The sequence below is a fragment of the Marichromatium bheemlicum genome (genome assembly GCF_012276755.1).
GTDB lineage: Bacteria > Pseudomonadota > Gammaproteobacteria > Chromatiales > Chromatiaceae > Marichromatium > Marichromatium bheemlicum.
On record NZ_JAAXKX010000024.1, the window covers coordinates 1 to 13,669 of the forward strand.

Annotated in this window: 12 protein-coding genes; 6 read left to right on the forward strand and 6 right to left on the reverse strand. The window is 69.4% G+C overall.

The genetic code is table 11. The features are described 5' to 3' along the window. The first annotated feature begins 760 nt into the window (after positions 1 to 760). The 4 genes from HF203_RS13695 to HF203_RS13710 are packed head-to-tail and all read left to right on the forward strand — an operon-like array spanning position 761 to position 4,354. Positions 761 to 1,219 carry a MarR family transcriptional regulator gene (locus HF203_RS13695; protein WP_168670634.1) on the forward strand — a complete coding sequence of 153 codons (459 nt, stop codon included), beginning with the start codon at positions 761 to 763 and terminating at the stop codon, positions 1,217 to 1,219. A 5-nt stretch (positions 1,220 to 1,224) separates the two neighbouring features. Beyond that, positions 1,225 to 3,249 (forward strand): FUSC family protein, encoded by a 2,025-nt coding sequence (locus HF203_RS13700; protein ID WP_168670635.1) that lies wholly within the window; start codon positions 1,225 to 1,227, stop codon positions 3,247 to 3,249. Further along, positions 3,246 to 3,455 (forward strand): DUF1656 domain-containing protein, encoded by a 210-nt coding sequence (locus tag HF203_RS13705; RefSeq protein WP_168670636.1) that lies wholly within the window; start codon positions 3,246 to 3,248, stop codon positions 3,453 to 3,455. The genes HF203_RS13700 and HF203_RS13705 overlap by 4 nt, the downstream gene beginning before the upstream one ends. Then, positions 3,452 to 4,354: an efflux RND transporter periplasmic adaptor subunit gene (locus HF203_RS13710; protein ID WP_168670637.1), complete on the forward strand. Its 903-nt coding sequence runs from the start codon at positions 3,452 to 3,454 to the stop codon at positions 4,352 to 4,354. The genes HF203_RS13705 and HF203_RS13710 overlap by 4 nt, the downstream gene beginning before the upstream one ends. Before the next feature lie 72 nt (positions 4,355 to 4,426). Here HF203_RS13710 and HF203_RS13715 read toward each other — a convergent pair whose 3' ends face one another. Both HF203_RS13715 and HF203_RS13720 read right to left on the reverse strand, forming a co-directional pair. Beyond that, positions 4,427 to 5,062, reverse strand: coding sequence for an epoxyqueuosine reductase QueH (locus HF203_RS13715; protein ID WP_168670639.1), 636 nt, complete (start codon positions 5,060 to 5,062; stop codon positions 4,427 to 4,429). A gap of 4 nt (positions 5,063 to 5,066) precedes the next feature. Next, positions 5,067 to 5,483, reverse strand: a complete 417-nt coding sequence (locus HF203_RS13720) for a MerR family transcriptional regulator (RefSeq protein WP_168670641.1) — start codon at positions 5,481 to 5,483, stop codon at positions 5,067 to 5,069. 88 nt (positions 5,484 to 5,571) lie between these two features. Between HF203_RS13720 and HF203_RS13725 the strand changes: the two genes are divergently transcribed. Then, complete coding sequence (locus HF203_RS13725; protein WP_168670643.1) at positions 5,572 to 7,887, forward strand: heavy metal translocating P-type ATPase; 2,316 nt, start codon at positions 5,572 to 5,574, stop codon at positions 7,885 to 7,887. Between the two features lie 776 nt (positions 7,888 to 8,663). On the opposite strand, the gene HF203_RS13730 is transcribed toward HF203_RS13725, so the two are convergent. Then, a complete protein-coding gene (locus HF203_RS13730) occupies positions 8,664 to 8,804 on the reverse strand; it encodes a hypothetical protein (RefSeq protein ID WP_160330969.1) in 141 nt (46 codons plus the stop codon). Between the two features lie 140 nt (positions 8,805 to 8,944). Next, a complete protein-coding gene (gene metE, locus HF203_RS13735) occupies positions 8,945 to 11,236 on the reverse strand; it encodes a 5-methyltetrahydropteroyltriglutamate--homocysteine S-methyltransferase (RefSeq protein ID WP_168670645.1) in 2,292 nt (763 codons plus the stop codon). 110 nt (positions 11,237 to 11,346) lie between these two features. On the opposite strand from metE, the gene HF203_RS13740 reads away from it, so the two are divergent. Then, positions 11,347 to 12,303 (forward strand): LysR family transcriptional regulator, encoded by a 957-nt coding sequence (locus HF203_RS13740; protein ID WP_168670647.1) that lies wholly within the window; start codon positions 11,347 to 11,349, stop codon positions 12,301 to 12,303. Here the strand turns inward: HF203_RS13740 and HF203_RS13745 are convergent. Continuing rightward, the gene (locus HF203_RS13745; protein WP_168670649.1) at positions 12,293 to 12,730 is read right to left on the reverse strand and encodes a DsrE family protein; all 438 of its coding nucleotides are present in this window, start codon (positions 12,728 to 12,730) and stop codon (positions 12,293 to 12,295) included. The genes HF203_RS13740 and HF203_RS13745 overlap by 11 nt on opposite strands. Before the next feature lie 63 nt (positions 12,731 to 12,793). After that, on the reverse strand, positions 12,794 to 13,576 hold the full coding sequence (gene cobF, locus HF203_RS13750) for a precorrin-6A synthase (deacetylating) (protein WP_168670651.1): 783 nt from the start codon (positions 13,574 to 13,576) through the stop codon (positions 12,794 to 12,796). Positions 13,577 to 13,669: the final 93 nt, after the last annotated feature.

The following is a 13,669-nucleotide window of genomic DNA, read 5'->3' on the forward strand; positions in this document are numbered from 1 at the left end:
ACAGCGGATCGAGGCATCGGTGTAAAATTGCAGTCGCATGCACAGGGGGACTCCTGACTGGTTTGGTCGCTTGTCAGGGACCACGTCCCTCTGTGCATGTTCGTTTACGCCTCAAAAAAACATGTAAAGCACTAACAAATAAAGGAAAAAAGAGGGGATACCCCAGCCCTAGATCCTCCTTTGCCAAAGGGGGACTTGGGAGGAGGCGCCTTCTGGCGACTGACGACTGGCGACTGGCGGCTGGCCAATCAGTTGTCAGCTGCTGGAGAGGAGGGCCGAGGCTCGTGCTTGGATCTGGCGCCGGACGTTCTGTTCGATGTCGTATGGCGACTGGCGGCTGGCCAATCAGTTGTCAGCTGCTGGAGAGGAGGGCCGAGGCTCGTGCTTGGATCTGGCGCCGGACGTTCTGTTCGATGTCGTACAGACAGGGGGCAGCTTCGTAGGTTGGGTGCCCCGTTTCTCGCCGTTTCCCGCCGAGCCATCGATGGGGCGATGAGACCGAGGGGGCACCCAACAGCGGGGCTCGATTCAGGCGGGTGAGGGCGGTGATGTTGGGTTGCCGTCGGTAGCCCAACCTAGATGGCATCGACCGGATTCGCTCGTCGTGGGCGTGGGCCGGGCGGGCCTTGACGGGGTGCTCCATCCGGCATGTCGCGCGCTCCTCCCGGGCCGTGGGCGTTAGGGTGATTGGCCGACCCTTTTGACAATAATTAGCATGCTAACTAATATTTAGGCATCTATTGATTTTGTGGAAGCTGTCGTGACCGAGCACAGACAGGAGCGGGAGCGTGCGCTGACGACACGGTTGGTGCGGCTGTCGCGGCTCTATCGTCAGGAGGTCAACCGCGAGCTGGCCCGCTACGGGATCTCCGACGCCCAGGCGGTGCCGGTGCTGCATATCGCCCGCGGCGGCGGTGGCATGCGTCAGCACGCGCTCGCCGAGGAGATCGGTATCCGCGGCTCGTCGTTGGTACGGCTGCTCGATCAGCTGTGCGCGAGCGGGCTGGTCGAACGGCGTGACGATGGCAGCGACCGTCGCGCCAAGACGTTGCATCTCACCGCTGCCGGTGAGGCCTTGGCCGAGCGTGTCGAGGTCGCGCTCGGGCGGTTGCGCGAGGGGTTGCTGGCGCCGGTCGCCGATGCCGATCTGGCGCTGACGTTGCGGGTACTCGAGACCCTGGAGCAGGGGCTGGCGGCGCGTGCCGAGGGGCGGCGCTGAAGACCATGCCGAGGCTCGATCGCGACAAGCAGCGGTTCTCGGTCAACACCTTCGTGGCGGCGATGCTGGCGCTCTATCTGGCCATGAGCATCGGCCTGGAGCGCCCCTATTGGGCGATCATGACCGTCTATATCGTCAGCGGTCCGCTGGCCGCGGCGGTGCGTTCGAAGGCGCTCTATCGCTTTCTCGGCACCTTCGTCGGCGCCGCCGGCGCGGTGTTGTTGGTGCCGTTGCTGGTGCACGCGCCGCTGCTGCTGTCGCTGGCGATGTCGCTGTGGGTGGGCGGGTGTCTGGCGCTCTCGGTGCTCGACCGCTCGCCGCCGAGTTACATCCTGATGCTCGCCGGCTATACCTGCGCGATGATCGGCTTCCCGGCGGTGAACCAGCCGACGGCGATCTTCGACATCGCCGCGGCGCGGGTCGAGGAGATCCTGATCGGCATCGCCTGCGCCGCGCTGGTGCACAGCCTGGTGTTCCCGCGCCCGGTGGGCACGGCGTTGCGGGGGCGTATCGGTCACTGGCTCGGCGAGGCCGATCGCTGGGCGCTCGATCTGCTGCGCGGTGAGCTGGCCCAGCTCGATCGCGACCGCGGGCGGCTTGCCGGTGCCGCCAGTGAGATCCAGTTGATGGCCAGGCACCTGCCGTTCGATACCTCGTTCCTGCGCGAGACCACCGCGGTGGTGCGCCAGTTGCGCGATCGGGTGTTGGTGCTGATCCCGGTGCTGGCGAGCCTGTCGGACCGCCTCGCGGCGCTGCGTGCGATCACGCCCGAACTCGACCCTGAGCTGCGCGGCCTGCTCGCGGCGCTGGCCGCGTGGATCGAGTCCGGCGCGCCGCGCGCCCGGGGCGCGGCCTTGATCACCGAGCTCGAGACGGCACGGACGTCGATGTCGGTGCGCGACTGGTACGGTTTCAACCGTTCGAGCCTGCTCACGCGTGCCATCGAACTGGTGCGCGCACAGGCCGATGCCCACGCCCTGCACGCCTATCTGCAAGACCCCGAGGGACCGCCGCCGCGGCTGTTCGGCGCCGATCGCGCGAGCGAGCACCGGCCGCTGCACCGTGACCTTGGGCTGGCGGCGCTCTCCGGGGCGGCGGCGTTCGGGGCGGTGTTGCTGTGCTGTGTGGTGTGGATCTGGAGCGGCTGGCAGGAGGGCGAGTCGGCGGCGATCACTGCCGCGATCACCTGCTGTCTGTTCGCCGCGATGGACGATCCGGTGCCGGCGATTCGCAAGTTCGGTCTGTATCTGGTGGCCGCGATGGTGCTCGGCGCGCTTTATCTGTTCGTGCTGATGCCGGCGATCAGCGGCTTCCCGATGCTGGTACTGGTGCTCGCGCCGACCCTGCTGGTGGTAGGCGCGATGATCCCCGATCCGCGTCTGGCCTTCCCGGCGCTCTCCGTCATCGTCAATCTCGTCAATACACTCGTGATCCAAGACCACTTCTCCGCCGACTTCGCGCGCTTCGTCAACATCAACCTCTCGCAGTTCTTCGGCGTCTTCGCCGCGGTGCTGGTCACCCGTACCCTGCGCTCGATGAGCGCCGAGGTCAGCGCCCGGCGCCTGTTGCGCCATACCTGGGGCGATCTCGCCCGCGTGGCTGCGGGGCGCGAGGAGGACTCGACGGTGGATCTCGCCTCGCGGCTGGTCGACCGGGTAGGGTTGCTCAGCCCCAAGCTCGCTGCCGCCCGCGCCGGGGACCTCAAGGGGCTCGACATCCTCCGCGAGCTGCGTGTCGGCATCGATCTGGCGAGCCTGCGCGCACTGTGCTCGCGCTTGCCACCGCCGGTGACCGCCGAGCTTGAGGTCTTGCTCGATGGGGTCGGTGCGCGCTATCAGGCGCGCGCCCTGGGGGTGCCGGTGCCGCCCGAGCAGCCGTTGCGCGCGCACCTCGATCGGTTGCTCGGACGGCTGGCGCGGGGCGACCTGGCCGCCACCGGCGCGCGCGGGCTCTGCGCCCTGGTGGGGCTGCGGCGCAACCTGTTCCCCGAGGCCGCGCCCCCGGCGCCGGTGGTGGAGGGCGCGGCATGAGCGGTGAACTCAACCTGTTCGGCGTCTATCTGCACGCGGAGCTGGTGACCAGCACCATCGCGTTGGCGCTCACCCTGGTCGTCAACCGGGTGCTGATCCACTTTGGTCTCTATCGTCATCTCTGGCATCAGGCCCTGTTCGAGGTCGCCGTGTTCGTGATCCTCTGGGCCCTGGTGGTGAAACTCTCCTCGTCCTGGTTGCTATGACAAGACTCCCCCTGTTCTCGACCGCCGCCTGGCAGCGTTTGCGCCGGGTCGGCCTGACCCTTGCCGCCGTCGTGCTCGCGCTCTTCGCCGGCCAGCGGCTGTGGATCCACTACCAGGTCGAACCCTGGACCCCCGACGGGCGGGTGCGCGCGGACATTGTGCGCATCACCCCGGACGTTTCCGGGTTGGTCACCGAGGTCTTCGTCACCAATGATCAGCGGGTGGAAGAGGGTGATCCGCTGTTCCAGATCGATCGCCGGCGCTATGTGTTGGCGTTGCGCGAGACCGCCGCCGAGATGTTGGCGCGGCGGACCGAGATGGAGCAGGCGCGGCGCGATGCCGAGCGCGCGCTGGCGCTCGGCGACGTCATCTCGACGGAGGATCGTGAGGATAGCCTGTCGCGCCAGATCCTCGCCGAGGCGGCGCTGACCCGCGCCGAGGTGGCGCGCGATCTGGCCTCGCTCGATCTCGCCCGTACCACGGTGCGTGCCCCGACCGATGGGGTGCTGTCGGACTTTGCGCTGCGCGTCGGCGACTATGTCACCGCGGGCACGCCGGTGCTGGCGTTGATCGATGCCCGTTCTTACCGGGTCGAGGGCTATTTCGAGGAGACCAAGCTGAGTCGGATCGAGGTTGGTCAACCCGCGCTGGTGCGGCTGATGGGCGAGCAGCGCACCCTGAGCGGTCATGTCCAGAGCATCGCCATGGGCATCGAGGACCGCGACCGTGGTGCCGGCGACAGCCTGCTACCCGACGTCAACCCCACCTTCAGTTGGGTGCGCCTGGCCCAGCGCGTGCCGGTGCGTATCCGCCTCGACGCCCTGCCCGAGGACGGGCTGGTGGTGGGGCGTACCGCAACGGTGATCGTGTTGCCGTTCGAGCAGGCGGCCGGGCGATGAGCGACGCCGTCCGCGTCGTGAGCGGTCTCTACCCGAGTTGACGCGTCGCCGGCCGTGATCGCTGTCGTGCGCTCAGGTGTCAGTGTCGGCCCGGGTCGCCGTCGTCCGCTGCTGCCGGCGCTCGCGCGCCCGCGCGTCGCGCAGGCTGTAGAGACAACCGCAATAGGTCTGCTGATAGAAATCGAGTTCGCGCACCAGCTGGTTGCGCCGTTCGGTGAGTCCTTGTTTGCGCCAGTTGCGCGCCCAGTAGTGGACGCCCGGGTTGGCGGCGGCCGCCGCCGCGCCGGCGGCGTCGATCTGGGCCAGATCCTTCCAGCGCGAGGTCGACAGGGTGGTGGCGAAGAGGGTCAGTCCCTGGGCCGCGGCCTCGGCGGCGGTGGCACGCAGTCGTTGGTCGAAGCAGCGCGCGCAACGCGCGCCGCGCTCGGGCTCCTGTTCGAGCCCGCGCATCCGCGCGACCCAGTCGGCGGGGTCGTAGTCGGCGTCGATGAAGCGCAGCCCCAAGCGCTCGGCGTGGGCGATGGTCTCGGCCTTGCGTAGCCGGTACTCGCGCTCGGGGTGGATGTTGGGGTTGAAGTAATAGAGCACCGGGGTGATGCCGTTGTCGAGCAGACACTCGACGATGGCCGTCGAGCAGGGCGCACAGCAGGTGTGGAGCAGCAGTTGGTCGGTCGCGACCGGTGGGGTGAGTGGGATACGCGGTGACATGGGGTCAGTGTTCCTGGTGACGGCAGTGGCTGTGATCGGCGAGCACCTCGAGCACCCGGCAGCGGTCGTCGCAGGCGCGGTCGCAGCCGGCGAGCATGTGGCTGATCTCGTCGCGTAGCGCGGTGAGACGTGCGATGCGCTGGTCGATCTGGTCGAGATGGGCGCGGGCGATGGCGTCGGCGCGATGACAAAGGGGCTTGCCGTCGCCCTCGAGCGCGAGTAGCGCGCGAATCGCGGGGATATCGAAGCCGAGTTCGCGGGCATGACGGATGAAGCGCAGCCGTTGCACCGCCTCCGGCGGGTAGCGACGGCGGTTGCTCGCGGTGCGCGCCGGGGCGGGCAGCAGCCCAATCTCCTCATAATAACGAATGGTCGGGACCTTGACCTCGGTCGCGCGGGAGAGCTCACCGATTCCAAGCATGATTCTGATTCTCACTTGATGCTCTAGTCACTAGAGATTGTAGCCTCATCGATGACGACACGATGGTATCGATGAGGTGAGTCCGAAGATGTCTAGCCAAGCTGTCGGGGTGCCGCTGACGGCGCCCGTGGAGACCCGGCTGCGGGTCGATGGGATGGATTGCGGGGCCTGCGCGAGCCGGGTGGAGACGGCGCTCGGCCGCTTGCCCGAGGTGCGGGCGGTGACGGTGTCGCTGGCCACCGCCGAGGTACGGGTCGAGCATCTGCCCGGAATCGAGCGGGCGCGACTCGCCGAGACCCTGTCGCAACTCGGCTTCACGCCACGCGAGGCCGCATCACCCGAGGCCCCGGCCTGCGGCTGTGGTGCGGCGGCCTGCGCTGCCCCGGAGACGGTGCCGACGGGCGCCGATCGGCCCACGCCCTGGTGGCGCAGTCGTCAGGGGCTGCTCACCCTCGGCACCGGGGCGCTGATGCTCACCGCCTATGGCGCGGCGAGCCTGTTCCCGGCCTTCGCGCGGCCGATCTTCCTCGCCGCGGTGCTGCTCGGGTTGATCCCGGTGGCGCGGCGCGCCTGGGCGGCGGCGCGGCTCGGCTCGCCACTGTCGATCGAGACGCTGATGAGCCTGGCGGCGCTCGCCGCGGTGGCCGTCGGCGCCGAGGCCGAGGCGGCGGCGGTGCTCTTCCTGTTCCAGGTCGGTGAGTCGCTCGAGGGGCTGGCGGCGCGGCGCTCGCGCGCCGGGATCGGTGCCCTGATCGAGCTGTTGCCGCGCAACGCGCGCCGGCTGCGCGCCGACGGCACGCTGGAGACGGTTGCCGCCGAGCGGTTGCGGGTCGATGATCGCATCGAAGTCCACCCGGGCGAGCGCATCCCCGCCGACGGCGAGGTGCTGGAGGGGGTCGGCGGCGTCGACGAGTCGCCGCTCAGCGGCGAGAGCCTGCCCCAGCTCAGGCGTCCGGGCGATGCGGTGTTTGCCGGCAGCGTCAACCTGGAGAGCCGGTTGCGGCTGCGCGTCACCGCCGATGCCGCCGACAACACCATCGCGCGGATCACCCGGCTGGTGCGCGAGGCGCAGGCGCGCAAGGCGCCGAGCGCGCGCTTCATCGAGCGTTTCGCCCGCGTCTACACCCCGCTGGTGGTGCTCTTCGCCACCCTGGTGGCGGTGGTGCCGCCGCTGTTCCTGGGCGCGCTCTGGTCGGAGTGGGTCTATCGCGGCGCGGCGATCCTGTTGATCGGTTGCCCCTGCGCCTTGGTGATCTCGACCCCGGCTGCGATCGCCGCCGGGCTGGCCGCCGGCGCGCGTCAGGGGCTGCTGATGAAGGGCGGGGCGGTGCTCGAGGGGCTGGCGCGGATCACCCGGGTGGCCTTCGACAAGACCGGCACCCTGACCCTGGGCCAGCCGCGGGTGACCGAGGTGGTCGTCCTGGAGGGTGAGCGCGCGCGCCTGCTCGAGTGTGCCGCCGCGCTCAGTCAGGGCTCGTCGCACCCGTTGTCGCGGGCGATCCTCGCCCACGCCGAGGCGGCGGGAGTCGCCGCCGTCGCCCCCGAGCACGTGCGCGCGCTCCCCGGCCGCGGGGTGCGTGGCGAGATCGAGGGGCGTGACTGCTTCCTCGGCTCGCTGACGGCGGCGCGCGAGCTGATCGCAGAGGATGCTGCCGGGCTGGTCGTTGCCGCCGAGTCGCAGCAGGCGCTGGGGCGCAGCCTCTCGGTGGTGGTCGAGGACGGGCGTGCGCTCGGGCTGATCGCGATGCACGACGCCCCGCGTGAGGATGCCGCCGCCGGCATCGCGGCGCTCGACCGGCTGGGGATCGGCGCCCTGGTGCTCAGTGGCGATCAGCGCCCGGCGGTCGCGGCCCTGGCCGGGCCGCTGGGCATCGCCGCCCACGCCGGGTTGTTGCCCGAGGACAAGCAACGGCTGGTGAGCGAGCTGCAGGAGTCCGGCGAGCGGGTCGCCAAGGTCGGCGACGGCATCAACGACGCCCCGGCGCTGGCGGCCGCCGAGATCGGCATCGCCATGGGCGGCGGTACCGAGGTGGCGTTGGAGACCGCCGACGCCGCCAGCCTGCACGCTCGGGTCGGTGATGTCGCGGCGATGGTGCGGCTGTCGCGCCGTACCCTGCGGGTGATCCGCCAGAACGTCGCCCTCGCCATCGGGCTCAAGCTCGGGCTGATGCTCACCACCCTGCTCGGCGTGACCGGGCTGTGGCCGGCGGTGCTCGCCGATACCGGCGCCACCGTGCTGGTGACCGCCAACTCGCTGCGACTGCTGCGGGCGCAGGTCGTCGAGCCAGCGGCAGGGGCCTCGGGCCGTCAGGCGGCCAGTGGTGCGAGGCCGGACGAATGCTGCCGGGACGGCGACCAGTCGCCAGCGGCCAGCCTCCAGTCGGAGGGGAGCGCCTTTCCGTAGGCCGGGCAAAGCGCAGCGTGCCCGGCGAAGGGGTTGAGGTCTCTGGTGTGGGCGTGGACTGCCGGGGCAGCTAGCCGTCAGCGGCCAGCCTCCAGCCGGAGCGGGTCTCTCTGTCACCGGTCGGTGATCCCGAGCGGTCGAGGTGCGTTAGCTGTCATCGCCGTCGAATCCCCCAACCCCCTTTGTCCAAAGGGGGCTTGAGAGCAGCGGGCTTGTCGGACTGAGCGCAGGGGAGGCGTGTGGCTGGTCGCTGACGGCCGAAGGCTGGAATCCCTCCTGCCTTCGCGTCCTTCGCGGCTTTGTGGTTCAAATCAGCTTCCAGCGATCAGCCTTCAGCCGAGGCGGCTGGCGGCTGGAATCCCTCCCGCCTTCGCGTCCGTTGCGGCTTTGCGGTTCGAATCAGCCTCCGGCCCCTCGTTGATTGCGAGCGCCCGTGGCGCCGGGTGTCGTCGCCGTCGAATCCCCCAACCCCCTTTGTCCAAAGGGGGCTTGAGAGCAGCGGGCTTGTCGGACGGAGCGCAGAGGAGAGGTGTAGCTGATCGCTGACGGCCGAAGGCTGAAATCCCCCCCGCCTTCGCGTCCTTTGAGTCTTTGCGGTTCGAATCAGCTTCCAGCGATCAGCCTTCAGCCTCCAGTCGAGGCGACTGGCAGCTGGAATCTCTCCTGCCTTCGCGCCCTTCGCGGCTTTGCGGTTCAATCTCTTGGCGGCTGGACGAAAAACGGCCAACCGCGTCGCGGTTGGCCGTTGTGGTTGAGGTGGCGGTGAGGGGCGCGGGTCAGCGGATGCGCGTGCGGGTGCGTCTGACCGGGACGGTCTGGCGGGCACGGCGCCGGGCATGCTGGAGCTGCCAGGCCATGGCGCCCAGGGCGCCGGTGAAGAGCGCCAGCTGGAGTGTCGTCAGGAGTGCCTCGCTCATTGGGCTGTCCTCGCGTGATCGTGGGTCACATGCCGGGCGACCAGCGCGCCCGACCCTCGCGATCGAGAATCGGGCTTTTCGCGCCCCGGTTCAAGGGGGCAAAACCCTTAGCCTCACGGGGTGAGACCCGGTGCACGTCCTCAGGCCGCCTGCTGGTGCTGGGCGCGCAGCGCTTCGGCGGCGGCGACCATGTGACGTAGCGAGGCCTCGACCTCGGGCCAGCCACGGGTCTTGAGTCCGCAGTCGGGGTTGACCCACAGCCGCTCGGCGGGGATGCGCTCGGCGGCCTTGCGCATCAGCTCGACTATCTGCTCGACCGTGGGGACGTTGGGCGAGTGGATGTCGTAGACGCCGGGGCCGATCTCGTTGGGGTAGTCGAAGTCGCCGAAGGCGTCGAGCAGCTCCATGTCCGAGCGCGCCGTCTCGATGGTGATGACATCGGCGTCGAGATCGGCGATCGCGGCGATGATGTCGTTGAACTCCGAGTAGCACATGTGGGTGTGGATCTGGGTGGCGTCGGCGACCCCGCTGGCGCTGACGCGGAAGCAACGCGCGGCCCACGCCAGATAGGCGTCCCACTCGGCGCGCCGCAGCGGCAGACCTTCGCGGAAGGCCGGCTCGTCGATCTGGATCACGCCGATGCCGGCGGCCTCGAGGTCGCAGACCTCATCGCGTAGGGCGAGGGCGATCTGCGCGCAGGTCTGGGCGCGTGGCTGATCGTCACGCACGAAGGACCACTGCAGGATGGTCACCGGGCCGGTGAGCATGCCCTTCATCGGCCGCGCGGTGAGCGACTGGGCGTAGCGGGTCCAGGCGACGGTCATCGGCGCCGCCCGGGCGACGTCGCCGTAGATCACCGGCGGCTTGACGCAGCGCGAGCCGTAGGACTGCACCCAGCCGTTGCGGGTAAAGACGAAGCCTTCGAGCTGCTCGCCGAAGTACTCGACCATGTCGTTGCGCTCGGGCTCGCCGTGCACCAGCACGTCGAGGCCGTAGCGCTCCTGCTCGGCGACGGCGTGGGCGATCTGCTCGCGCATCGCCTGCTCGTAGGCCGCGGCGTCGAGCTGGCCGGCCTTGAAGGCGCGGCGCGCGCCACGGATCTCGGCCGTCTGCGGGAAGGAGCCGATGGTGGTGGTGGGGTAGGTCGGCAGCGCGAGCCGCGCGCGCTGGGCCTCGGCGCGGACGGCATAGGGGCTGTGACGGCTGGCCATGGCCGCGTCGATCGCGGCGGTCCGCTCGCGCACCTCGGCGCGGTGCAGGCGTGGTGATTCAAGACGCGCGGCGACGGCGCGGGCGCAGGCGGCGAGGGCATCGCTGACCCCGTTGCGGCCCTGGTCGAGGGCATCGCGTAGCAGCCGGATCTCCTCGACCTTCTGCACCGCGAAGGCCAGCCAGTCGCGGATCTCGCTGTCGAGACGGGTCTCCTCGTCGAGGTCGACCGGGGTGTGCAGCAGCGAGCACGAGGGACCGACCCAGAGTCGCTCGCCGAGTCGTGCCTTGAGCGGCTCGATGCGGTCGAGGATGGCGGCTAGGTCGGCGCGCCAGATGTTGCGACCGTCGATCACGCCGACCGAGAGTACCTTGGGCGCGGGCAGCCAGTCGGCGGCCTGTGCGAGCTGCTCGGGGGCGCGCACCAGGTCGATGTGCAGCCCGTCGACCGGCAGGTGCGCGGCCAGGTGCAGGTTGTCGTCGAGGGCGCCGAAGTAGGTGGTCAGCAGCAGCTTGGGGCGGTTGACGGCGAGCTGGGTGTAGGCCGACTCGAAGGCCTGGCGCCAGGGGGCGGGCAGGTCGAGGACCAGGATCGGCTCGTCGATCTGCACCCACTCGATGCCCTGGCCGCGTAGCCGTGCGAGGATCTCGCCGTAGACTGGCAGCAGGCGTTCGAGCAGGTCGAGGCGCTCAAACGCCTCGCCACGGGTCTTGGCCAGCCACAGATAGGTCAGCGGGCCGATCAGGACCGGACGGGCGTCGATGCCGAGCGCCTGGGCCTCGGCGACCTCGTCGAACAGCCGCTCGGTGGAGAGGCTGAAGGTCTGGTCGGCGTGCAGCTCGGGGACGATGTAGTGATAGTTGGTGTCGAACCACTTGGTCATCTCGCAGGCGGCGGCCGCCTCGCCCGAGGGGGCGCGACCACGGGCCATGCGGAAGTAGGTGTCGAGGTCGACCGCGCCGCCGTCGTGACCGAAGCGCGGCGGCACCACGCCGAACATGGCGCTGTGGTCGAGCACCTGGTCATAGAACGAGAAGTCACCGACCGGGACCTGGTCGAGCCCGGCCTGCTGTTGGATGCGCCAGTGTCGGGCACGCAGCTCGCGCGCGACGGCGAGCAGCGCCTGCTGGTCCTGCTCGCCCTTCCAGTAGGACTCCAGTGCCCACTTCAGTTCACGGGCGACGCCGATACGGGGAAAACCGAGGTTGTGTGCGAGGGTCATGCTGGCTCCTGAGGTGGCTCGATAGGTGGCTCGATGGATGGCGCAGGAGTATCGGGGGGCGTGTTGATGAGGTAAATTGATGAATTATGCGTTTTAGTTGAATTTTATTCATGATCCTCGAGCTCAAGCACCTGCGCACCCTGACCGAATTGCACGAGACCGGCTCGCTCGCCGCCGCCGCCGAGCGGCTGCACCTGACCCAATCGGCGCTGTCGCATCAGCTCAAGGGGCTGGAGCAGCGCATCGGTCAACCGCTGTTCGAGCGCAAGCGCCGTCCGTTGCGGCTCAGTCCGGCGGGGCTGCGGCTGTTGGAGCTGGCGCAGCGGGTGCTGCCCGAGGTACGGCGCGCCGAGGCCGACATCGCGCTGCTCGGCGAGGGGATGAGTGGGCGGCTGCACCTGGTGGTGGAGTGTCACAGCTGTTACGACTGGCTGCTGCCGGCGATGGATGTCTATCGGCGTGACTGGCCCGAGGTCGAACTCGACCTGATCAACAGCGAGAGCTTCGCCGCGCTGCCGGCGCTGGCCGAGGGTAAGGTCGACCTGGTGGTGACCTCCGATCCGATCGACGACCCCGAGCTGCGTTTCGATGCCTTGTTCGGCTTCGAGATCCTGCTGGCGATGGCGCGCGGTCACCGGCTCGCCGAGCGCCCCTGGCTGTGTCCGCAGGACCTGCGCGCCGAGACCCTGATCACCTATCCGGTCGAGCGCGCGCGGCTCGACGTCTTCCGTCGCTTCCTCGAACCGGCAGGGGTGGAGCCAGCGGGGGTGCGGACCTCGGAGCTGTCGGTGATGTTGCTGCAACTGGTCAAGAGCGGGCGGGGGGTCTCGGCGCTGCCCAACTGGGTGCTGGCCAGCGCGCTCGATGCGCGCGAGATCGCCGCAGCGCGGCTCGGCCCCGAGGGGCTGTGGTCGACGCTCTATGCTGCGACCCGCGCGCGCGACCACGACCGCGCCTATCTCGCCGCCTTCATCGGCGAGGCCCGGGCGAGCGCGCAGCGGGTGCTCGAGGGGGTGGTGCCGGCACGCGGCGGCGTGGTGCCGCCGCTCGGTCGGCTCAGTAGCTGAGCACTATGGTATTCTCGGTGCTCATCGCCGCGAGGCTGCGCGTGCAGTCGACCTTGACGGTGCCGGGGAGCATGTCGGTCATCTCCAGCCCGGCCTTGCGCAGACACATGCCGCAGAGCATCACCTCGGCGCCGGCGTCGATCAGCCCGACGAGCTGGCCGCGCAGGTCGTCGGGGGCGCCGCCGGCGCGGTCGGTGGCGAAGCCCTGCTGGGCGAGATAGATACCGCGCACGTTGAGAAAGACGGTGACGGCGTAGCCGGCCTCGATCGCCCGAGTGGCGTGGCCGAGTGCCATGCCGGCACGCCAGGCCTCGTCACTGGTGAGGTTGTAGAAGACGTGACGATCGGGGGCGGCGAGGGCGCTGGCGGGGATGCAGAGTAGCAGCGCGATGAGCAGCGCGCCGAGGCGCGGGGTGCGAGCGGACATGGTTCGACCTCCTGTCGTGGGTGGGATCCTGCGCCGGCGCGCCCGTGCGGGCGCGCCGGCCCTTCAGTCCTCGTCCTGCTGTTGGGCGCGCCGCCGGCGCAGCAGGTAGATGTCCATTTGCCAGCCCTTCTCGGCCTTGAGTTCGGCGCGGGCGCGCAGCGCCTCGTCGAGCACCTCGTCGAGCGCTCCGGCGACCAGGCGCTCGTCGGCGGTGCCGACCAGCCCGCCCCAGTAGAGATCCATGTCCTGGCCGGTGAAGCGCTGATAGGAGGCGTTGTAGTCGAGCATCACCACGGCGTTGTCGAGCGTGGCCGGGTCGCAGTGCTCGGCATGGCGTCCGGTGGTGATGGTGATCGTCTCGCCGACGCGGTTGAGTGGGATCTTGTGCCGGGCGGTGAGGACCTGGACCGAGGTGATCCCGGGGATGACCTCGAAGCGCAGCCGCTCGGGCTGTGCGGCGACCAGCTCGGCGATGTTGGTGACGGTCTGGTCATAGAGCGCGGGGTCACCCCACAGCAGGAAGGCGCCGGACTGGCCGTCGGCCAGCTCGCGCTCGATCAGCTCGGCGAAGAGTTCGCGCTTGCGCTGGTGCCAGCGGCGCACGCCCTCCTTGTAGTCGCCGTTCTCGATGGTGCGCTTGGGACTCTCGGCGGTGACCACCCGATAGCTGCCGGGCTCGCAGTGCGCGTCGAGGATCTGCTGGCGCAGCGCGAGCAGGTCCTCCTTGCCGCGTCCGGCCTTGTCGAGCATGAAGAAGACGTCGGTCTTCCGCATGGTCTCGATCGCCTGCAGGGTGAGATATTTCGGGTCCCCCGGACCCATGCCGATGAGATAGAGCGTCTTCATGTGTGCAACCAGCGACCAACCTGGCCTCGCGGCCTGAGTGACGCGCCTTCTGACCCCATGATTCGGCGGGTGACAGGCAGCGGCGTCGACGGT